Origin of the sequence: Lactobacillus sp. UCMA15818 (assembly GCF_030400225.1) — a bacterium.
In the GTDB taxonomy this organism is placed as follows: Bacteria; Bacillota; Bacilli; order Lactobacillales; family Lactobacillaceae; genus Liquorilactobacillus.
Genome location: NZ_VJYB01000001.1, coordinates 304,194 through 324,380, shown reverse-complemented (window position 1 = coordinate 324,380; position 20,187 = coordinate 304,194). Strand labels below are relative to the sequence as shown.

Genomic DNA, 20,187 nt, shown 5'->3' with positions numbered 1-20,187 from the left:
TGTTGAATGAGAGAAATCACAAGATCATTAATTTATTTGCAAAAAAAAATATATTTATATTGTACACAAGGAAACCTATTTTAGACAGTATCAGTATGGATGACATGTTTTTCTTTTAAAAGACCCAAGTACACAAATCATACTTGCCAAGCAGTACACAAATAAGGATGGATGCAGCAAGTGAAATAATAATAATAATAATTATTTAATTATAAAAGATTATTATATCATATAAGAAAGCGCTCTCCAAGTCTTTAAAAACGTTTTGTAATTTTTCTTAAATGGTGGTATCATTTCTTGTGTATTAAAAAGCGCTTGTTATTAGGCTTTTGCACATATTTTTCTAAATTTGATGAGTCATGCCATCAAGAGGAAGAGAGGTGAGACTTGGTGAATGAGGGAGCATATGTTCAAGAAATCTTTGGAATTCCTTTCAACATTAGCAATGATCTGCCGGGTTTACTTGCGGCAATAATCGTGTTTTTTACTATGTTTTGGTTGTCACGCAAAATACGGCTGAAACCTACGGGAAGACAAAACGTTCTTGAATGGATAATCGATTTTACCAACGGTATTATTAAGAGTACAATGCCCAATAAAGAAGGAAGTCAATTTGGACTCCTGATTTTTACATTGTTTTCTTTCATATTTGTGTCGAACCAGTTAGGGTTGATGCTGCAGGTTAATGTAAATAATATAGATTACATTAGAAGTCCAACAGCGGATGCTATGACAACAATGACACTTGCTTTTATGGTTTTGCTTTTTGCACATTTCTTGGGAGTCAAAAAATTTGGCTTTAGAGGGTATATCAAAAATACCTATTTAAGCCCAATTCCTTATTTGCTTCCCATAAGCATACTTGAAGAATTTACAAACTTTCTTACACTGGCCCTTCGATTATACGGTAATATCTATTCTGGTGAGGTTCTGCTGAAGTTGATTTATGAGTTTGGTAAGTCATTTGGGCTGGTATCATTTATTCCAGCTATTCCATTGGAACTTATCTGGCAAGCATTTTCTGTATTTATTGGGAGTATTCAAGCCTATGTGTTTGTAACTTTGACGATGGTTTATATATCTCAAAAAATTGAAAAAGAGTAAACAAGGAGGATTTAACTATGAGTTCATTAGCTTTAATAGGTGCAGGTTTAGCCGCTGCAGGTGCTGCGATTGGTGCTGCGATTGGTAACGGTCTTGTAATTTCTAAAATGATCGAAGGTATGGCGCGTCAACCTGAATTAGAAGGTAAATTACGTACTAATATGTTCATCGGTGTTGGTTTGGTTGAAGCCGTTCCAATTATCGCAATTGTTATTTCATTTCTTTTGTTGGCAAAATAATCTTCTGTTTGAACAGATTTGAATTATTTAAGTTGGCAAAACAGAGGAGGTGTCAATTAAATGGGTACAGATTTTATACTTGGTACTGTTGCAACGTCTGTTAAATGGGGAGATATGTTATTTTATCTAGTCTTGTTTATCGTGTTACTTGCACTGTTGAAACATTTTGCATGGGGTCCTGTCAATGAGATGATGGATAAGCGTGCAAATAAAATTGCAGATGATATCGATTCTGCTGAGGATGCTCGACAAAAGGCTGAGGAACTCGCAGAAAAAAGGCAGAGCGCTCTGAAGGAGTCGCATGTTGAGGCATCACAAATTATTGAGCGTGCAAAGAAAAATGGTGAACAGCAAAAAAATATCATTGTTGAAAATGCTCATAGCGAAGCCCAATCATTTAAGGAAACAGCAAAGCAAGATATTGTACGCGAACGCCAAGATGCTTTAGAAGGCGTCAAGAATGATGTAGCTGAATTGTCACTTGAAATTGCTTCAAAGGTTATCTCGAAGAACTTGCAGCTTGGTGATCAAAAGGCCTTAATTGATTCTTATATCGAAGGGTTGGGGAAGCAAAATGAAGTTAAATAAGACAATGATAGCCCACCGATATGGGAGTGCACTGTTTGAATTGGCACTTGAAAAAGATGAACGTCAAGATCTTAAAACGGAATTGGCAGAACTAAAGCAAGTGCTCGTTGATGAACCTAAAATGATGTTGCTTTTGACTAGCAAGCAAATTGCTAGAACTGATAAGCAAAAGTTTATCAGAACTTTGGGTGATTCAGCTTCCGAGACTTTAAAGAACTTATTGGATATGTTGTTTGACTATAATCGTATTGGTGATTTGGCTGTCATTATTGATGAATATAATAGATTAAACGATGAATACGAGAAAACAGTCAAAGCAACAGTTACAACGGCTATTCCTTTAGATAGTGAACAAAAGGATAAATTAGCAGATTCTTTTGCGAGAATTGTTGGTGCAAACAAAGTGATACTGGAAGAGAAAGTTGACTCCGATATTATTGGAGGAGTAATTCTTAGATCGAATGACTATATCTATGATGGTTCTTTAAAGTTAAGATTTGCACAAATCAAAAGAATGCTTTTGAAATGATTATATAAAGAGGTGAAACTTCTATGAGCATTAAGGCTGAGGAAATAAGTGCTCTGATTAAACAGCAATTAGCAAATTATCACGACGAACTCAAAGTTGATGAAGTCGGAACAGTTACATATGTCGGTGATGGGATTGCCCGTGCAACTGGACTTGATAACGCCTTGGCAGGTGAATTACTTGAATTCGCTGATGGAACGTTGGGAATGGCGCAAAACCTTGAGTCAAACGATGTTGGTATCGTTATTCTTGGTTCTTATCAAGGGATTCGTGAAGGTGACAGTGTTAAAAGAACTGGAAGAATTATGGAAGTTCCAGTGGGTGAACAACTGATTGGACGTGTAGTTAATCCTTTGGGTCAAGCAATTGATGGCTTAGGAGAAATTAAAGTCGACAAGACTCGTCCAGTCGAGAAGAAAGCACCTGGTGTTATGCAGCGTAAGTCAGTTAGTGAACCGTTGCAAACAGGTATTAAAGCGATTGATGCATTGGTACCTATTGGTCGTGGACAGCGTGAGTTGGTAATTGGTGACCGTAAGACAGGTAAGACTTCTGTTGCGATTGATACGATTATTAATCAAAAAGATCAGAATATGATTTGTGTCTATGTTGCGATTGGTCAAAAAGAGTCAACGGTTAGAAGTCAGGTGGAAACACTTCGTAGCTATGGTGCTATGGAATATACAATTGTTGTTTCTGCTGGTCCCTCATCTCCAGCACCTATATTATGGCTTGCACCATATTCTGGAGCTGCCATGGGTGAAGAATTCATGTACAATGGCAAACATGTTCTAATTATTTATGATGATTTAACAAAGCAAGCGGATGCTTATCGTGAACTTTCCTTGATTTTGAGACGTCCACCTGGTCGTGAAGCTTATCCTGGTGATGTTTTCTACTTGCATTCACGCTTATTGGAACGTGCTGCTAAGTTGAGTGATGAATTGGGTGGCGGTTCAATGACCGCTTTACCATTTATTGAAACAAAAGCGGGTGATGTTTCTGCCTATATTCCTACAAACGTTATTTCAATTACTGATGGTCAGATATTCTTGGATAGTAACAATTTCTATTCAGGTATTCGTCCAGCGATTGATGCTGGGACATCTGTTTCTCGTGTTGGTGGTGCTGCTCAGATTAAGGCAATGAAGAAGGTATCTGGGACCTTACGTCTTGATTTAGCATCATATCGTGAATTGGAATCATTTGCACAATTCGGTTCTGACTTAGATGCTGCTACACAAGCTAAGTTGGGTCGTGGTCGTAGGACTGTTGAAGTTCTGAAGCAACCTTTGCATGAACCATTGGTAGTTGAGAAACAAGTTTTGATTTTGTATGCATTGACACATGGTTTCTTGGATGCTGTCCCAGTTGATGATATTATGCGTTATCAGGGTGAGTTATTCGCTTTCTTTGACAACAACCATAAGGATTTATTGGATTCTATCAAGGAAACGGGTGCTCTGCCAGATACAGACAAACTTGATGAAGGAATTAAAGATTTTGCTAATGGATTTCAAGCAACTGCTGGGAAATAGAAAGGTCGGTGAAGGCTAGTGGGGGCTTCTCTACAAGAAATTAAGCGAAGAATCTCTTCAACTAAAAAGACAGAACAAATCACTGGTGCAATGCAGATGGTTTCGACTGCTAAATTGAGTCAGATTCAACGTCATACGACTAGCTATCAGGTGTATGCTAATAAAATTCGTAGTGTTATCACTCATCTTGCCAAGTCTCATCTTCTTGATGGGGGTGCATCTATTACACCTCGCTCGAAAGAAGCGCGTGAAAATGATGATCAGATTGATGGATTGAGCATGCTTGTTAAACGGCCAGTAAAATGTACAGGGATTGTGGTAATTACTTCTGATCGTGGATTAGTGGGGAGTTACAATAGTAATGTAATCAAACAGACACTGGAATTAATCAGTGGTGGCAACCATTCCACAGAAGATATAGTGATTATTGCGGTTGGCGGTACTGGCGCCGACTTCTTTAAGAAGAGGGGCTACAAAGTTCCCTTTGAATTTCGTGGAGTTAAGGACATTCCAAAATTCAGAGAAACTCATCAATTAGTTAAAAAAATTATTGATATGTATGATGATGAAACCTATGATGAACTATTTGTTTGTTATAATCACTTTGTCAATTCACTGACATCAGAGTTTCGTGCTGAACCAATGTTGCCAATTTCTGCAATGAATGTAGGCAATGATGATTTAACAGAAGACAATGAACAAGGATTTTCGGCTGAATATGAGATGGAACCTTCAGAAGATGCAATTTTAGAAGTAGTATTGCCCCAATATGCAGAAAGTTTAATCTATGGTGCAATTCTTGATGCAAAAACTTCTGAACATGGCTCTAGTTCAATGGCGATGAAGTCTGCAACTGATAATGCAAAGGATATTATTTCCTCATTGGAATTACAGTATAACCGAGCTCGTCAAAGCGCGATTACTACTGAAATTACGGAAATTACAGGCGCACAAGCTGCTCTTGATTAATAAGATGATTGGAGGAATGTTTAAATGAGTTCTGGTAAAGTAGTTCAAGTTATCGGACCTGTTATTGATGTTCAATTTCCTCTTAGCGAAAAATTACCTGATATTAATAATGCGCTGAATGTTGAACGAGCAAACGGCTCAAATCTTGTTGTTGAAGTTGCTCTTGAACTTGGTGATGGAGTAATGCGTACCATAGCGATGGATTCAACAGATGGTGTTCAAAGAAGCGCAAAAGTTGAAGATACTGGTACATCAATTAGTGTTCCAGTAGGTAAGGAAACGTTAGGACGTGTGTTCAATGTTCTAGGTGAATCAATTGATGGTGGTGAAGAATTTGCGGATGATGCAGCTCGTCATCCAATCCATCGTGAAGTACCACCATATGACCAATTGAATACGAAAGTTGAAATTCTTGAAACAGGTATTAAGGTTATTGATTTACTTGCACCTTATATTAAAGGTGGAAAAATCGGATTGTTCGGTGGTGCCGGTGTTGGGAAGACTGTTTTAATTCAGGAACTTATTCACAATATTGCACAAGAACATAACGGTATTTCCGTGTTTACAGGTGTTGGTGAACGAACTCGTGAAGGTAATGACCTTTATTTTGAGATGAAAGAATCAGGTGTCTTGGAGAAAACGGCCATGGTGTTCGGTCAGATGAACGAGCCGCCTGGTGCACGTATGCGTGTTGCTCTGACGGGATTGACGATTGCAGAATATTTCCGTGATACAGAAGGACAAGACGTACTGCTATTTATTGATAATATTTTCCGCTTTACGCAGGCTGGTTCAGAAGTTTCAGCGTTGCTTGGCCGTATTCCGTCAGCCGTTGGGTACCAACCAACGCTTGCTACAGAAATGGGTCAGTTACAAGAACGTATCACATCTACAAAGAAGGGGTCAGTAACGTCTATTCAGGCTGTCTATGTTCCAGCTGATGATTATACTGATCCAGCACCAGCAACAACCTTCGCTCATTTGGATGCTACAACTAACCTTGAACGTAGTCTGACACAGCAAGGTATATATCCTGCCGTTGATCCTTTAGCTTCTACTTCTAGTGCTTTAGCACCAGAAATAGTTGGTGAAGAACATTATAAAATTGCTACTGATGTTCAGCATGTTTTACAGCGTTATCGTGAGCTGCAAGATATCATCTCAATTCTTGGGATGGATGAACTCTCTGATGATGAAAAGGTAATTGTCGCTCGTGCTCGACGTATCCAATTTTTCTTATCACAAAACTTCCATGTTGCAGAACAGTTTACTGGTGTACCAGGCTCTTATGTTCCAGTTAAGGAAACTGTTACAGGTTTCAAGGATATTTTGGAAGGTAAATATGACGATCTTCCTGAAGATGCATTCCGTTCAGTTGGACGCATCGAAGAGGTAGTTGAAAAAGCTAAGAAAATGACTAGCAAATAAAGGGGGTAACTTTGATGGCTGAAGAAGATTTATTGACAGTTAGTGTGGTTACTCCTGATGGCAGTGTCTATGAGAGTCAAACAAGATTAGCAGTTTTTAAGACTATTGCGGGTGAGATTGGTATTTTACCAAATCATATTCCTCTGATCGCTTCTCTAGAAATTGATGAAGTGAGAGTCAAAGTACAAGGTACTGATGACAAGTTTGATGAAATTGCAATCAGTGGAGGCTTTGTCGAGTTCTCTGATAATGTTGCAACAATTGTGGCAAATAGTGCAGAGAAAAAAGAAAATATTGATATGGTTCGTGCTACTAAGGCTCGTGAACGTGCGGAACGTCGTTTAGAAGCTGCAAAGCAAAGTAATGATATTGATACTACTAAGCGTGCTGAGATTGCATTAAGAAGAGCGGTTAATCGTATAAATATTTCAGGACACTAGTAATAACAGTTAAAAAAATATTCATTTTTAATCATTCGATTATTTTATAAATCGGATGATTTTTTTGTACAGTGCATTAAAAGTAAGAAATGATTAAAATATTACAAACTTATTACATATTTAAAGACTTGTATTTTTTTTTATGATAATATTAGACTGTATCTTTTAGAGGAGTGTGAATAATGAATTATTATGGACTAACTGCATTACTTAACATTTTATGTAACTTTGTGTTTGTTTTTCTTGCGTTTTATTGTGTGCAAGCCTTACGTCTAGATCGTTACATATCCTCACAAAAACAAGGTATGTTCAAAATTCTGATTGTAATGGTATCTATTGCAATTGGATACATGTGCAGTTCATTTTTCTTGGACTTCATAAATAATGTACGCAATTTGTCTTATTTATTTCAAAAATAAAAAATACTTATTATGATAACTTGGAGGAATCATTTTGGAAAAAATAATCGTTCATGGCGGTAACCAGCTTGTCGGCAGTGTTGAAATTGAGGGAGCAAAGAATGCTGTTTTACCAATTTTGGCAGCGAGTTTATTAGCAAAAGAAGGAACAATGCAGTTGGATAGTGTACCGGTCTTATCCGATGTTTATATGATGAATAATGTGTTACGTTTTTTAAATGTTAAAGTTGAAATGGACGAAGTTAACAAGACTGTGTCATTGGATGCTACTTCAGAGTTATCATATGAAGCACCTTTTAAATATGTTTCCAAAATGCGTGCTTCCATAGTAGTTTTTGGTCCGTTATTGGCACGCTTAGGACATGCTAAAGTTGCAATGCCTGGAGGATGTGCAATTGGCTCAAGACCAATTGATCTGCATCTAAAGGGACTTGAAGCGATGGGTGCCATAGTTGAACATCACGATGGTTATATTGAGGCTACAACTGATGGACTTGTTGGTGCAGACATCTATTTGGACTTTCCAAGTGTTGGTGCAACAGAGAACATCATGATGGCAGCTACCCTTGCTAAAGGGACGACTATTATTGAAAATGTTGCGCGTGAACCTGAAATCGTTGACCTAGCAAATGTTTTAAATAAAATGGGTGCAAGTGTCAGCGGTGCAGGAACTGAACGATTGAAAATTGTTGGTGTGAATGAGTTACATGGCACTGATCATACAATTGTGCAAGATAGAATTGAAGCTGGCACATTTATGGTGGCTGCTGCTGTTACTAATGGGAATGTCTTAGTTAAGAACGCAATTGCAGAACATAACCGCCCGTTAATTTCTAAACTGGAAGAGATGGGGGTTTCTGTAACTGAAGAGGATGAGGGAATTCGAGTAATCGGAACGACACAGTTGAACCCTGTAGCGGTTAAAACATTACCTCATCCTGGCTTTCCAACAGATATGCAACCACAGATATCTATTTTGCAACTATTGGCAAAGGGCGAGAGTGTTGTAACGGAAACGGTATTTGAGAATCGTTTCATGCACTTTGATGAATTAAGAAGAATGAATGCTGATGTTAGGGTTGAAGGCCGTTCTGCAATTCTTCATGGCCCAACAAAGTTACACGGTGCTGAGGTAGCGGCAACTGACTTGCGCGCTGCTGCAGCTTTAGTTTTAGCGGGCCTGGCTGCAGAAGGTTACACTCAAGTGACACATCTGAAGTACCTTGATCGTGGGTACTATCATTTTCATCAGAAACTTGCAGCTTTAGGAGCTGAAATTACAAGGATCAATGAAGAAAACTTGAATGAGGTTAAAAGCAGAATAATTTCAAAGCCTTAATAATTAAGTATCTCTAAAGTCATCGCTTAATCCTAAATTTGTTATAATTCAATATTTTTGTGGGGGATTGTTTGTGATATAATGTAGTAGGTTTTTTGTAGAACAATCAGAATTGTTCTTATTTTTAAAATACTACATATAAATTTATTAAAGGAGAATAGCTATGGCTAAAGATATTGGTATTGATTTGGGAACTGCTAATGTTTTAATTAATTTAAAAGGCAAGGGGATTGTCTTGAATGAACCATCAGTAGTTGCAATCGATACTCACACAGGGAGGGTATTAGCCGTTGGTTCAGAAGCCTACAAGATGGTCGGGCGGACTCCAAATAATATTCGAGCAATTCGTCCATTGAAGGATGGAGTAATCGCTGATTTTGATATAACTGAACAAATGCTCTCATATTTTATTAAGAAACTTAACGTTAAAGGATTTATGTCTAAACCTAATATTTTAATTTGTTGTCCAACTAATACAACTTCTATTGAACGTAAAGCAATTAGACAAGCTGCGGAAAAATCTGGCGGTGGAAATGTCTTTCTTGAAGAAGAACCTAAGGTTGCCGCAATTGGTGCTGGCTTGGATATTTTCCAACCACATGGCAGTATGGTAATCGATATTGGTGGGGGAACTAGTGATATCGCAGTTCTCTCTCTGGGTGATATTGTTGTCAGCCGCTCGCTAAGAGTAGCAGGTGATCGTTTGAATACCGACATTATGACGTATACACGCAAAACAAAAGGTTTACAAATTGGTGAACGAACTGCTGAAAAAATTAAAATTGAAATTGGGACGGTTTTGGCTGATCATCGTGGTGAACAGATGGAAGTTCGGGGACGTGATGTTGTGAATGGATTGCCACGAACGATTACACTTTCCTCTAATCAGATTGAGAGTGCATTACATGAAACAATGATGTCAGTTATTGATGCCGCTAAAGATGTCTTAGAACAGACACCACCTGAATTGTCTGCAGATATTATTGATCGTGGAATCGTTTTAACTGGTGGTGGTGCATTGCTTAATGGAATTGATCAATTATTTTCACAGTATTTAAAAGTTCCAGTGATGGTTGCTGAATCGCCTTTGGATGATGTTGCAATGGGAACGGGATTCTTATTAGAACATTTAGAAAAAAGCAAGAAATAATTATAAAATAAGGGGGAGAATTCTTGATGAAACGACTGTTGATTTTACTCGTACGTGGATATCAAAAAGGGATTTCCCCCTTTTTTCCACCAAGTTGTCGGTATTATCCAACTTGTTCTACTTATATGATTCAAGCTTTGGAGAAACATGGTGTCGTTAAGGGACTGTTAATGGGAATTTTCAGAATTTTAAGGTGCCATCCTCTAGTACAGGGCGGTTATGATCCGGTTCCTCAAAAATTCAATTTAAGGCGTAATAACAGATAACAGTGCACAACAAGTCAAAATTAAAAAAAGTCTTTGTGAGTTATTAGAATATTTAGATAATTCTCACATGGGAGGAAAATAGTGTCACATAAAGAGAAGAATATCGAGATTAAAGAAGAAGAAAAGATGGTAAATGGTGAGTCTGAAATCATATTGACAATAGGTTCAGTAACCATAGGTAGTGTCAGAGTTTCAAAAAGGGGCTTTGTAGCGTTGCTTCCAAATGGTGAAACTTTCAAGACTAGTTCACATGACGAAGCGGTCAACCTGTTGATCCGCGACTATCATCTTCATCATGCGAGTTAGATAGAATTTCTGTAAATCCGGTAGATATGGATACTCATACTAGCGGTTTTATTATTTAAGTATATCTGTTTAAGTTCGCAGGTATTATAAGGAGGAGCTATATTGGCTGAAGGACAATTAACGAGGGCGGACAATAAAGATGTTCGGATTGACTACGGTATCATCTTTTCAGTTCTTGTGTTAGCTGTGATTGGGATAGCATCAATATATGTTGCTGCGAGTCACGATACAAGTACATCTAGCATTACCAAGATGATACTGACACAGGTAGCGTGGTATATAGTTGGAACTATCGCAATTGTAATTATTATGCAGTTTGATGCGGAACAGCTGTGGAAGTTGGCTCCAATTGCATACGGGGTTGGGATATTTCTTTTAGTAACGGTTTTATTTTTATACAGCAGATATTACTTCGCTAAGACTGGCGCTAAGAGTTGGTTTGCAATTGGAAGTTTGACTTTTCAACCTTCTGAAGTCATGAAACCTGCGTATATTATGATGTTAGGACGAGTTGTTGCGCAGCACAATAATGAATATATTGAACACACTCCTAGTAATGACTGGAAACTGTTATTCAAGATGCTTGGCTGGACATTCCCGATAGCTGTTTTACTTAAGTTACAAAATGATTTTGGGACGATGCTTGTTTTCTTCGCCATTTTCGGGGGTGTTGTAATTGTTTCAGGGATAACATGGAAGATTATTGCGCCAATTACGGTTGCTGGTGGGATTTTAGGTACTACAGCCATTTCCTTAGTAATATATGGAAGAAGTATTCTTGAACAAATTGGTTTCAAGACATATCAATTTGATCGGATTGAGGCGTGGTTGGATCCTTCAGCTAATACGTCTTCAACAAGTTATCAGTTATGGCAGAGTATGAAGGCAATTGGGTCTGGTAAGCTGCTGGGCAAGGGTTTTAATGTTTCAAATGTATATGTACCAGTACGTGAATCTGATATGATTTTTTCGGTTATCGGAGAGAATTTTGGCTTTATTGGTGGCTGTGTCTTGATATTTTTATATCTGTTATTGATTTTCCAAATGATTCAAGTCACTTTTGATACTAAGAACGAGTTTTATGCATATATTTCCACTGGGGTAATTATGATGGTACTTTTCCATGTATTTGAAAATATTGGGATGAGCATCGGGTTACTGCCACTGACAGGTATTCCGTTACCCTTTATAAGTCAAGGTGGGTCCTCACTAATTGGAAATATGATTGGGATTGGGCTAATAATGTCAATGAGGTATCATAATAAGAGTTACATGTTTAGTAATAGCAAAGATTTTCATTAATACTTGTTTTAAAGAGGATTGTAACCGCAAAGTTGCATTCTTTTTTTATGTTTATTTTTTATAAAGCGAGCAGTGCTAGTCGTTTTAGTTCACACTTCTTTGTCACAAATTATGTCTTGTACTATAATGAATTCTAGTATAAAAAAGGAGTTGGCCTGGTTGAAGAAAATGTATTGTTATAGTCGTTGTAGTACTTGTGCTAAAGCACGAAAATGGTTAGACGAGGAAAATGTATCTTATAATGTAGTTGATATTGTGGGAACTCCGCCAACTAAAGAGGAATTATTGGCATTGATTAAGCAGGGGAATCATCCAATCAAATATTTCTTTAATACGAGTGGAATTAAGTACCGTGAATTACAATTGAAGGACAAGGTTCCTTCAATGACTGATGAAGAAGCAAGCGAAATTCTAGCCAGTGATGGTAAATTAATCAAGAGACCATTGATGATCGAGGGGGACCACTTTACTTGTGGGTTCAAACCAGATGTGTATAAAGAAGAGTGGCTTTAAATGATGAGATATTGGCTTATTATATTTAGTTATTGTTAGTTGCAAATTTAATGAATTTTCTAATTGAAAACGATTCGCAATTAAGCTAAAATTAAGGCGTGTTCTAAATTGGAGGAGTTAATGATGTCGATACTTGAAATAAAAGACCTACATGTTTCAATTGAAGGTAAAAACATACTAAAAGGTGTCAATTTGACGATGAAAACCGGTGAAATTCATGCAATCATGGGACCCAATGGAACTGGGAAATCAACTTTGTCGGAAGCAATTATGGGGCATCCAGCCTATAAGGTAACTCAAGGAGAAGTCTTGCTTAATGGTGAGAATATTCTTAATCTGCCGGTTGATGAGCGTGCTCGTGCAGGTCTATTCTTGGCGATGCAGTATCCAGCTGAGATTCCTGGAGTGACAAATGCAGAATTCATTCGTGGTGCAATTAACGCTCGTCGACCTGAAGATGATGCAATTTCAGTTAGAAATTTTTTGAAACAATTAGATGAGACGATGTCAGTGTTAGATATGACTGAAGAAATGGCGGAGAGATACCTTAACGAGGGCTTTTCTGGTGGTGAGAAAAAGCGTAACGAAATTTTGCAATTGATGATGATTAAACCAAAGTTTGCGATTCTAGATGAAATTGATTCTGGTTTGGATATTGATGCATTAAAGGTTGTTTCACGCGGTGTTAACAAAATGAGGGGACCAGAATTTGGTTCACTAATCATTACGCATTATCAACGTCTCTTGAATTATATTGTGCCTGACGTTGTGCATGTGATGATGGGCGGTCGCATTGTAAAGCAAGGTGGACCAGAGCTTGCTAAACGATTGGAAGATGAAGGTTACGCAGGAATAAGAGATGAGCTTGGATTAGATATTAAGCTTGTTGACGAAGATGCGTAGGGATGAGGTGAATTATGACGGTTGAATTTGAGAGTTATCCTGAAATCAAAGACTATGCAAAGAGTGTAGCTGAGCCAAAATGGTTTACTGAAATGAGAATTAAGGCACTTGAAGCCCAACCAATGTTGAAATTACCGAATTTTGAGAAGATCAGATATCAGCGTTGGCCGATTCAGTTAAAAAGGGTATTAAAAAAACATTTCTCAGATAGTAAACTTCTAGCAGAACTAAACATTGAAGAAACAAAACACCTGATTGTACAGCTAGGACAAGATACTGTGCGAGCTACCGGATTATCTGAATTAGAAGAACAAGGTGTGATTATTTGTGATTGGCAGACCGCGTTAGAACAACATAGTGATTTGGTCAAAAAATATTTTATGCAAAAGGCTGTAAAGTATAACGAGGATCTATTAACTGCACAACATGTTGCAAATTTGACAAGCGGGTTATTTGTTTATATTCCTAAGAATACAGTTGTGAAAGAACCGCTAACGACTTATTTTGTGCAGGATGCAACTGCAAAAACGGATTATGTACATCATGTAATAATTGTTGCTGAAAGAAACAGTGAATTCTCGTATCTTGAAAATTTGACAACTATTGGTAGTGAGGAAACTACCGCAAATATTATTGTTGAAGTCATTGCAGAAGCTGATAGTCATGTGAAATTTGCGAGTGTTGACCGTTTAGGCGCTAACACAACTACTTATCTCAACCGTAGAGGTCATCTTGAAGATAACGCCAAGATTGATTGGTCAATGGGGATGATGAACGATGGAAATATTGTAGGCGACTTTGATTCTGATCTTGTGGGGAATGGTTCTCACTCGGAAGTTAAAGTCGTTGCAATTTCAACTGGTAAGCAAGTACAAGGAATCGATACACGCGTTACGAATATGGGAAGACATACAATCGGACATATTTTGCAGCATGGTGTGATTCTATCACGCTCAACACTGACATTTAACGGGATTGGACATATCATCAAGGGTGCGAAGGGATCGGATGCACAACAAGAGAGCCGTGTTTTGATGTTGTCAACAAAGGCAAAAGGCGATGCTAATCCAATCCTGTTAATTGATGATAATGATGTAACTGCTGGTCATGCGGCTAGTGTAGGGCGTGTCAATCAGGAACAATTGTATTACTTAATGAGTCGCGGTCTCCCTAAAAAAATTGCAGAACGTCTTGTTATTCGTGGTTTTCTGGGCCCTGTATTGGCAGCTATTCCATCAAAGGCGATTGAAGAGCAATTAAGGGTAACTATCGAAAGGAAGCTTGTCGATGGTCAAAAAGATGAATAAACAACTTATTGAAGATTTTCCAATACTTGATCAAAAGGTAAATGATGAACGGTTAGTATATCTTGATAACGCGGCGACAACACAAAAACCACGCGCAGTAATTGAAGCAGTGGCTAATTATTATTATCATGATAATGCTAATGTTCATCGTGGAGTTCATACTCTTGCAGAACGTGCAACAGCACAGTTTGAAGGTGTACGTAAGAAAGTTGCACATTTCATAAATGCTCCTAGCGAGCAGGAGATTATTTATACGAAAGGAACCACAGAAGCTTTGAACTGGGTAGCTGCAAGTTATGGTAGAACTTTTGTGAAGCCTGGTGACGAGATTGTTATTTCATATATGGAGCACCATAGCAATTTGGTTCCATGGCAGATTCTTGCTAAGAAAAATGGTGCAACTTTGAAATATATTGATTTACTTTCCGATGGACAATTAGATATCGAAAGTGCCAAAAAGCAGATTACGGATAAAACTGCGATTGTGTCAGTGGCGCATGCTTCAAATGTTCTTGGAGTTATTAATCCTGTGGCAGAACTCGCTAAAATTGCGCACAAGCATGGAGCAATTATGGTGGTTGACGGTGCACAATCTACGCCACATATGAAAATTGATGTACAGGCTTTAGACATTGATTTCTTCGCCTTTTCTGGGCACAAGCTTATGGCTCCAACTGGAATAGGAATTCTTTGGGGTAAAAGTGAGTTATTAGAGCAGATGCCACCCCTTGAATTTGGTGGCGAGATGATTGATTGGGTACAGTTGCAGGAGACTACTTTTAAAAAGGCACCGTGGAAATTTGAAGGTGGTACGCAAAATATTGCAGGGGTTGTTGGTCTGGGAGCAGCAATTGACTATCTTGAAAGTATAGGGATGGAAAAAATTGAAAGCTATGAGAAATCCTTGATTGCAAGCATTTTGCCAGAATTGTTAAAGATTACTGGATTAGAAATTTACGGACCATTAGATCCTGCAAAACGTACAGGAATTATTTCTTTTAATCTCAAGGGATTGCATCCGCATGATGTCGCAACTGCTTTGGATATGGAAGGAGTTGCAATCAGAGCAGGTCATCATTGTGCACAGCCATTGATGGAATACTTGAATGTTGCAGCAACGGCACGTGCCAGTTTCTATCTCTATAATACGATTGAAGATGGGCAACGTTTGGTAGAAGCAATCAGGGCAACAAAGGAGTTCTTTAAAAATGGGATTGTCTAGATTGGATAATTTGTATCGTCAGATGATTTTAGAACATGCAGCGCATCCGCATCATCATGGAACGCTTGAAAATGCTGAACATCAACTTGAGTTGCGTAATCCAACTTGTGGAGATGTTTTGACTGTACAAGTTGCAATGAAGGAAGATAAGGTGTCTGATGTGGCATTTTCAGGATCTGGGTGTACAATAAGTCAAGCCTCCGCGAGTATGATGACTGATGAGGTAATTGGCAAGACACCTGCACAAATTGAACAGATGGTAATGACATTTTCGAAGATGGTTACAGGGGATTCAAAGGATAATATTGATGATATTCTGGGAGATGCAGCAATTCTTGAAGGAGTTGCACAATTTCCTGCAAGAATAAAGTGTGCAATGTTAGCTTGGAAGGCAATCTATCAAGTAATCGAAAATAGTAATGATGAATCATCTATTGGTTTGATGCGACACGATGAGTTATAGGAGGAAATTATATGGCAGATGCAAGTATGCTTGGTCTGGGCGGAGAATATAAATATGGTTTTAAGGACGATATCCAGCCTATTTTGACGACTGGTGAGGGTCTTAGTGAAGAGATTGTGCGTCAAATTTCAGTAGCCAAGAATGAACCAGATTGGATGCTTGATTTTCGTTTGAAATCATTTAGACGCTATGAACAGATGGAAATGCCTGATTTTGGACCGGATTTATCTGTTCTTAATTTAGAGCATATTAATTATTTTCGGCGTGATAGTAATGGAATTGCTCGTAACTGGGAAGATGTTCCAGAAGATATCAAGAAGACTTTTGATCGCTTAGGTGTACCTGAGGCAGAACGTAAGTATCTAGCTGGTTCTTCTGCACAATATGAGTCTGAAGTGGTCTATCATAATATGCGTGACGATTTTGAAAAATTAGGAATTGTCTTCATGGACACGGATTCAGCTGTACAGCAGTATCCAGAATTAGTAAAGAAGTATTTTGGCAAGTTGATACCACCTTCTGATAATAAATTTGCTGCATTGAATTCCGCAGTTTGGTCAGGGGGAACATTTATTTATGTACCAAAGGGAGTTAGAACAGAGGTGCCAATTCAGAGTTATTTCCGCATTAATGCAGGAAATAGTGGGCAGTTTGAGCGGACATTGATTATTGTTGATGAGGGTGCAAGTGTTAACTATGTTGAAGGATGTACAGCACCTAACTATTCTGAAGATAGCTTGCACGCGGCAGTCGTCGAGGTTAACGTATTGAAGGATGCTTATTGTCGTTATACAACAATTCAAAATTGGTCGGATAATGTTTATAGCTTGGAAACAAAACGTGCCCAAGCTCTTGAGAATGGCACGATGGAATGGGTTGACGGCAATCTGGGCTCCAAGGTTACAATGAAGTATCCAAGTGTATATCTAAATGCTGAAGGTGCAAGAGGAACAATGCTTTCAATCGCATTTGCGGGTAAGAATATTGTTTCTGATACCGGGGCGCGGATGATTCACAATGCTAAGAACACATCGAGTTCAATTGTTTCTAAGTCTTTGTGTAAAGATGGTGGACGTGTGGATTATCGTGGTAAGGTTCGCTTCGGTCGTGCTAGTGATGGATCGTTCTCACATGTTGAATGTGATACTATTATCCTTGATGATAAGAGTGCTAGCGATACTATCCCCTTCAATGAAATCAAAAATGGAAATGTTTCAATGGAACACGAGGCAAAAGTTTCTAAGATTTCGGAAGAACAACTTTATTATTTAATGAGTCGTGGAATTACTGAAGAAAAAGCAACTGAAATGATTATTATGGGATTTGTGGAACCCTTTACTAAGGAGCTGCCGATGGAGTACGCAGTTGAGCTTAACAGGCTGATTGAGTATCAAATGGAAGGGTCTGTTGGGTAAAATCCATAAAATAGGGCTGGGTCAAAAGTTAACTTTTGACCCAGCCCTATTTATTTTGTTCCTCATAAATATGTTCCATAAATCAAAATTCTCCGTCTAATTTAGCGTTAGTACTCAAATTTTCCTGACTTATGTGACAACTCCATTTTATTTCTCTTTAGTTTATGGATTAACAACTATTTTACCAATTTATATTCGTATATCTATACGAAATCAAGCAGGTGCTAGTTTAAAGTTTTGATGATTTATTGTCATGAAATTAAAACTTTAGTCTGAGTAGGAATTATACATGCTTGAAAAAAGTGCAGCAAAAAATAGGAAATATAAGATAATAACAACAATAGCTATTATAAATTGAATAAGTCCAGCGCGATTCCATGTGGACTGTACAGCTTTGAATGTTTCTATGTCTTTATAATTACCTTTTTGCCATGCCCATTCATTACCCTTAAAACCACATACAAAAATCCAAATAATATTGAAAAGTGGAATTAAACATAAAAGAGGAAGATATGTTTTGTTACCAATTCCCCAAAAAATGTTATACATAAAAGCTCCCCAATTCCAGCCTCTAACCCCTGATGGTACAACTTTATCATTTTCTTGCATAAATAAATGCCTCCCAAATAAATTCAGCTTTTAAAGTCTTCAGTTTTTGGACCTCGGTTACTAACGTTGTGAGAATAATTGTTTTAAGAGGTACACTTTCTTTTTTTAATCTTTATAACCTACTAATTTACAAAATAATTTTAACATACTTTAAATATAAACATAATAAAAAGGGAGTTAGAGAAGTAATTCAAAATACAAAGCTTTATTTGTATCAAAATCGCTTAACAATAATAATATTTACAAAGAATAAAAAAAAGTGTATTATTATCTTTATTCAAATAGTAATAATTACTATTTAAAAGAAAGAAGGAATTAATTTGGCTAAAAAATCTAAAATAGCAAAACAAAGGAAGTTAGAGTTGCAGGTTGCCAAGTATGCAGAGAAGAGAAAAGAATTAATTGACGATCATGATTATGAGGGCTTAAGCAAATTGCCACGGAATGCTTCACCAACGAGATTACATAATCGTGATTTTTTGGATGGAAGACCTCATGCTTATATGCGTAAATTTGGAATATCTAGAATTAGATTTAGAGAGTTAGCACTAAAGGGACAAATTCCCGGTGTAAGAAAAGCTAGTTGGTAAGAAAAAAGGAGGAATAATTATGGCTGTTCCAGCAAGAAAAACGTCAAAAAGTAAGAAAAAGATGCGAAGAGCAAATAAAAAGTTAATGATACCATCATTTTCTTTAAACACAACTACAGGTGAATATCATCGTAGTCATCATTATTCATTAGTGGAAATAGAAAGGCTTAAGAAATGAGGTTTTTTTATGAAAGTGATTTATCCAGCTCTTGTTGAGCAAGCGATTGAAGAACTTGCTGCAGGTCAAAATGTTACATTAGATTATAAGGCTCAGGTTTACCAAGCTTTAATAAAGGACAAAATTATTGATGAGTTTGGTTTGCCAACAGAATATGCATTAAAACAAGGATATGTAGAAAGTATTACAGAAAAGCCGGATCTTGAATGGGATGAATTCCTAAGTATTTATCCGATTTTTGAAAAATGTGAGCGTGCAGAGTTTGAAAGAATTAACGGCTTTTGGGAAGTAACGGTAGATCTTCAAAGAAAGTTGATGAGTAATACATTTCAAGCGAAGCTAACTAATATTGAAAAGGCTCAAATTCAAGAGTTTCTATTAGGAAGACAGGAAGCGATATAGCAGGTGGTATTCATCATATCTGAAATCTGTAAGGTAGCTTGTTTGAAAATATTTACTTTTGAAATTAATTTATTATGAGGTAATAAAAAATCTGGACTAATATTTAGTGCAGGTATGTAAACTCGATCAGAAGCATGAAAAAAAGAAGAGCAACGGTATAAAATTTATTTGTAAAAAATAGTAAATTTCATTGACATTATGCTTTTAAAAATATATTATTAGTTTACTTATAAATTGTAATTACTGTGAAGAGATAAGTACTGATAGGATTATCTATAGAGAGCTTGTATTTGCTGGAAACAGGTGTTATGAATATCAAGAAAATGGTCTTGGAGTGATATATTGTTAAGCAGTTTCTGTGAGGCAATATTGGAGGGATTCCATTAAAAATCCAGATATTCATTCTTAGATGAATGAGTATTTCTTGAGTCATCTTGTTGTAAAGCAAGGTGAGAATCTAGGTGGTACCGCGAATACAATTCGTCCTTGAAAATGATATTTTCGAGGGCTTTTTTATTTAGCAATCAAAAAAGGAGAAATTTTATGGGAAAATATGTGGTTAATTCAAGCATCAGAAATATTGGTTATCAAGTTGGGACTCAGGCTGGTGTTCATCGCTATATAATTGACGAACCAATAACTGCTCATGGAACTGATGCGGGACCCAATCCAGTTCAATATTTAATTGGGGCAGTGAACGGGTGTCTGACAATTACTGCTCAGTCTGTTGCGAGAAAGTATAGGATTAAGCTTGCTAAGTTTGATGTGCGTTCAGTGGGAAATGTTGTTAAACACCCAGATGGAACTTCAGAGGTTGATGAAATCATAGTTAATATTACGTTCAAGGCTGATATTGAAGGAAAGGCCAAAGATGACTTTCTTGAAGAAACGCTTGCCAAGTGTACAGTTCATAAAACATTGGAAGCAGGGGTAAAATTCACTTTTAATTTTGAGCAAGAATAACAGAA

General features: G+C 37.3%; 25 protein-coding genes and 1 other annotated feature. Of the genes, 24 read left to right on the top strand and 1 reads right to left on the bottom strand.

Features of this window, described 5'->3' with window-relative positions; all coding sequences use genetic code 11:
- Nucleotides 1–390: 390 nt before the first annotated feature.
- From atpB to sufB, 20 genes are all read left to right on the top strand, one after another.
- Nucleotides 391–1,104 (top strand): F0F1 ATP synthase subunit A, encoded by a 714-nt coding sequence (atpB, locus tag FFX44_RS01575; RefSeq protein WP_289977242.1) that lies wholly within the window; start codon nt 391–393, stop codon nt 1,102–1,104.
- Between the two features lie 17 nt (nt 1,105–1,121).
- Nucleotides 1,122–1,343, top strand: coding sequence for a F0F1 ATP synthase subunit C (atpE, locus tag FFX44_RS01570; protein WP_289977241.1), 222 nt, complete (start codon nt 1,122–1,124; stop codon nt 1,341–1,343).
- A 60-nt stretch (nt 1,344–1,403) separates the two neighbouring features.
- Nucleotides 1,404–1,931, top strand: coding sequence for a F0F1 ATP synthase subunit B (gene atpF / locus FFX44_RS01565; protein ID WP_289977239.1), 528 nt, complete (start codon nt 1,404–1,406; stop codon nt 1,929–1,931).
- Nucleotides 1,918–2,460, top strand: coding sequence for an ATP synthase F1 subunit delta (gene atpH, locus FFX44_RS01560; protein ID WP_289977238.1), 543 nt, complete (start codon nt 1,918–1,920; stop codon nt 2,458–2,460). The genes atpF and atpH overlap by 14 nt, the downstream gene beginning before the upstream one ends.
- Before the next feature lie 23 nt (nt 2,461–2,483).
- Nucleotides 2,484–3,998 carry a F0F1 ATP synthase subunit alpha gene (gene atpA / locus FFX44_RS01555; RefSeq protein WP_289977237.1) on the top strand — a complete coding sequence of 505 codons (1,515 nt, stop codon included), beginning with the start codon at nt 2,484–2,486 and terminating at the stop codon, nt 3,996–3,998.
- 18 nt (nt 3,999–4,016) lie between these two features.
- Nucleotides 4,017–4,967, top strand: coding sequence for a F0F1 ATP synthase subunit gamma (locus FFX44_RS01550; RefSeq protein ID WP_289977236.1), 951 nt, complete (start codon nt 4,017–4,019; stop codon nt 4,965–4,967).
- Between the two features lie 24 nt (nt 4,968–4,991).
- Complete coding sequence (gene atpD, locus FFX44_RS01545) at nt 4,992–6,395, top strand: F0F1 ATP synthase subunit beta (RefSeq protein WP_289977235.1); 1,404 nt, start codon at nt 4,992–4,994, stop codon at nt 6,393–6,395.
- Nucleotides 6,396–6,409: 14 nt separating this feature from the next.
- On the top strand, nt 6,410–6,835 hold the full coding sequence (locus tag FFX44_RS01540; RefSeq protein WP_289977234.1) for a F0F1 ATP synthase subunit epsilon: 426 nt from the start codon (nt 6,410–6,412) through the stop codon (nt 6,833–6,835).
- A gap of 182 nt (nt 6,836–7,017) precedes the next feature.
- Nucleotides 7,018–7,254 carry a DUF1146 family protein gene (locus tag FFX44_RS01535; protein ID WP_289977232.1) on the top strand — a complete coding sequence of 79 codons (237 nt, stop codon included), beginning with the start codon at nt 7,018–7,020 and terminating at the stop codon, nt 7,252–7,254.
- 34 nt (nt 7,255–7,288) lie between these two features.
- On the top strand, nt 7,289–8,593 hold the full coding sequence (gene murA, locus FFX44_RS01530; RefSeq protein ID WP_289977231.1) for a UDP-N-acetylglucosamine 1-carboxyvinyltransferase: 1,305 nt from the start codon (nt 7,289–7,291) through the stop codon (nt 8,591–8,593).
- A gap of 163 nt (nt 8,594–8,756) precedes the next feature.
- Nucleotides 8,757–9,743: a rod shape-determining protein gene (locus FFX44_RS01525; RefSeq protein ID WP_289977229.1), complete on the top strand. Its 987-nt coding sequence runs from the start codon at nt 8,757–8,759 to the stop codon at nt 9,741–9,743.
- A gap of 26 nt (nt 9,744–9,769) precedes the next feature.
- Complete coding sequence (yidD, locus tag FFX44_RS01520) at nt 9,770–10,009, top strand: membrane protein insertion efficiency factor YidD (RefSeq protein WP_289977228.1); 240 nt, start codon at nt 9,770–9,772, stop codon at nt 10,007–10,009.
- A gap of 81 nt (nt 10,010–10,090) precedes the next feature.
- Nucleotides 10,091–10,315: a DUF2969 family protein gene (locus tag FFX44_RS01515; RefSeq protein ID WP_289977222.1), complete on the top strand. Its 225-nt coding sequence runs from the start codon at nt 10,091–10,093 to the stop codon at nt 10,313–10,315.
- Between the two features lie 99 nt (nt 10,316–10,414).
- The gene (locus tag FFX44_RS01510) at nt 10,415–11,617 is read left to right on the top strand and encodes an FtsW/RodA/SpoVE family cell cycle protein (RefSeq protein WP_289977707.1); all 1,203 of its coding nucleotides are present in this window, start codon (nt 10,415–10,417) and stop codon (nt 11,615–11,617) included.
- A 159-nt stretch (nt 11,618–11,776) separates the two neighbouring features.
- Nucleotides 11,777–12,130 (top strand): arsenate reductase family protein, encoded by a 354-nt coding sequence (locus tag FFX44_RS01505; RefSeq protein ID WP_289977220.1) that lies wholly within the window; start codon nt 11,777–11,779, stop codon nt 12,128–12,130.
- Nucleotides 12,131–12,253: 123 nt separating this feature from the next.
- Nucleotides 12,254–13,033 carry a Fe-S cluster assembly ATPase SufC gene (gene sufC / locus FFX44_RS01500; RefSeq protein WP_289977218.1) on the top strand — a complete coding sequence of 260 codons (780 nt, stop codon included), beginning with the start codon at nt 12,254–12,256 and terminating at the stop codon, nt 13,031–13,033.
- Between the two features lie 14 nt (nt 13,034–13,047).
- The gene (sufD, locus tag FFX44_RS01495; protein ID WP_289977217.1) at nt 13,048–14,340 is read left to right on the top strand and encodes a Fe-S cluster assembly protein SufD; all 1,293 of its coding nucleotides are present in this window, start codon (nt 13,048–13,050) and stop codon (nt 14,338–14,340) included.
- Nucleotides 14,321–15,562 carry a cysteine desulfurase gene (locus tag FFX44_RS01490; RefSeq protein ID WP_289977216.1) on the top strand — a complete coding sequence of 414 codons (1,242 nt, stop codon included), beginning with the start codon at nt 14,321–14,323 and terminating at the stop codon, nt 15,560–15,562. Before sufD ends, FFX44_RS01490 begins: the two co-directional genes overlap by 20 nt.
- Complete coding sequence (sufU, locus tag FFX44_RS01485; RefSeq protein WP_289977215.1) at nt 15,549–16,025, top strand: Fe-S cluster assembly sulfur transfer protein SufU; 477 nt, start codon at nt 15,549–15,551, stop codon at nt 16,023–16,025. Before FFX44_RS01490 ends, sufU begins: the two co-directional genes overlap by 14 nt.
- Nucleotides 16,026–16,036: 11 nt before the next feature.
- Nucleotides 16,037–17,440, top strand: a complete 1,404-nt coding sequence (gene sufB, locus FFX44_RS01480; RefSeq protein WP_289977214.1) for a Fe-S cluster assembly protein SufB — start codon at nt 16,037–16,039, stop codon at nt 17,438–17,440.
- Between the two features lie 267 nt (nt 17,441–17,707).
- On the opposite strand, the gene FFX44_RS01475 is transcribed toward sufB, so the two are convergent.
- Nucleotides 17,708–18,049 (bottom strand): ribonuclease G, encoded by a 342-nt coding sequence (locus FFX44_RS01475; protein WP_289977213.1) that lies wholly within the window; start codon nt 18,047–18,049, stop codon nt 17,708–17,710.
- 320 nt (nt 18,050–18,369) lie between these two features.
- Here FFX44_RS01475 and rpsN point away from each other — a divergent pair, with 320 nt between their 5' ends.
- From rpsN to FFX44_RS01455, 4 genes are all read left to right on the top strand, one after another.
- Nucleotides 18,370–18,639 (top strand): 30S ribosomal protein S14, encoded by a 270-nt coding sequence (gene rpsN / locus FFX44_RS01470; RefSeq protein ID WP_289977212.1) that lies wholly within the window; start codon nt 18,370–18,372, stop codon nt 18,637–18,639.
- Between the two features lie 19 nt (nt 18,640–18,658).
- Nucleotides 18,659–18,817: a 50S ribosomal protein L32 gene (rpmF, locus tag FFX44_RS01465; protein WP_289977211.1), complete on the top strand. Its 159-nt coding sequence runs from the start codon at nt 18,659–18,661 to the stop codon at nt 18,815–18,817.
- A gap of 9 nt (nt 18,818–18,826) precedes the next feature.
- Nucleotides 18,827–19,219, top strand: a complete 393-nt coding sequence (locus FFX44_RS01460; RefSeq protein WP_289977210.1) for a hypothetical protein — start codon at nt 18,827–18,829, stop codon at nt 19,217–19,219.
- Nucleotides 19,220–19,455: 236 nt separating this feature from the next.
- Nucleotides 19,456–19,710 (top strand) — a binding site (T-box leader).
- 52 nt (nt 19,711–19,762) lie between these two features.
- A complete protein-coding gene (locus tag FFX44_RS01455) occupies nt 19,763–20,182 on the top strand; it encodes an OsmC family protein (protein WP_289977209.1) in 420 nt (139 codons plus the stop codon).
- Nucleotides 20,183–20,187: the final 5 nt, after the last annotated feature.

Excerpts from the sequence above, each read along its gene's own strand:
- atpE (WP_289977241.1), top strand. The coding sequence starts at position 1,122 with ATGAGTTCATTAGCTTTAATAGGTGCAGGTTTAGCCGCTGCAGGTGCT.
- atpF (WP_289977239.1), top strand. The coding sequence starts at position 1,404 with ATGGGTACAGATTTTATACTTGGTACTGTTGCAACGTCTGTTAAATGG.
- atpH (WP_289977238.1), top strand. The coding sequence starts at position 1,918 with ATGAAGTTAAATAAGACAATGATAGCCCACCGATATGGGAGTGCACTG.
- atpA (WP_289977237.1), top strand. The coding sequence starts at position 2,484 with ATGAGCATTAAGGCTGAGGAAATAAGTGCTCTGATTAAACAGCAATTA.
- atpD (WP_289977235.1), top strand. The coding sequence starts at position 4,992 with ATGAGTTCTGGTAAAGTAGTTCAAGTTATCGGACCTGTTATTGATGTT.
- FFX44_RS01540 (WP_289977234.1), top strand. The coding sequence starts at position 6,410 with ATGGCTGAAGAAGATTTATTGACAGTTAGTGTGGTTACTCCTGATGGC.
- FFX44_RS01535 (WP_289977232.1), top strand. The coding sequence starts at position 7,018 with ATGAATTATTATGGACTAACTGCATTACTTAACATTTTATGTAACTTT.
- FFX44_RS01525 (WP_289977229.1), top strand. The coding sequence starts at position 8,757 with ATGGCTAAAGATATTGGTATTGATTTGGGAACTGCTAATGTTTTAATT.
- yidD (WP_289977228.1), top strand. The coding sequence starts at position 9,770 with ATGAAACGACTGTTGATTTTACTCGTACGTGGATATCAAAAAGGGATT.
- sufC (WP_289977218.1), top strand. The coding sequence starts at position 12,254 with ATGTCGATACTTGAAATAAAAGACCTACATGTTTCAATTGAAGGTAAA.
- sufD (WP_289977217.1), top strand. The coding sequence starts at position 13,048 with ATGACGGTTGAATTTGAGAGTTATCCTGAAATCAAAGACTATGCAAAG.
- FFX44_RS01490 (WP_289977216.1), top strand. The coding sequence starts at position 14,321 with ATGGTCAAAAAGATGAATAAACAACTTATTGAAGATTTTCCAATACTT.
- sufU (WP_289977215.1), top strand. The coding sequence starts at position 15,549 with ATGGGATTGTCTAGATTGGATAATTTGTATCGTCAGATGATTTTAGAA.
- sufB (WP_289977214.1), top strand. The coding sequence starts at position 16,037 with ATGGCAGATGCAAGTATGCTTGGTCTGGGCGGAGAATATAAATATGGT.
- FFX44_RS01475 (WP_289977213.1), bottom strand. The coding sequence starts at position 18,049 with ATGCAAGAAAATGATAAAGTTGTACCATCAGGGGTTAGAGGCTGGAAT.
- rpmF (WP_289977211.1), top strand. The coding sequence starts at position 18,659 with ATGGCTGTTCCAGCAAGAAAAACGTCAAAAAGTAAGAAAAAGATGCGA.
- FFX44_RS01460 (WP_289977210.1), top strand. The coding sequence starts at position 18,827 with ATGAAAGTGATTTATCCAGCTCTTGTTGAGCAAGCGATTGAAGAACTT.
- FFX44_RS01455 (WP_289977209.1), top strand. The coding sequence starts at position 19,763 with ATGGGAAAATATGTGGTTAATTCAAGCATCAGAAATATTGGTTATCAA.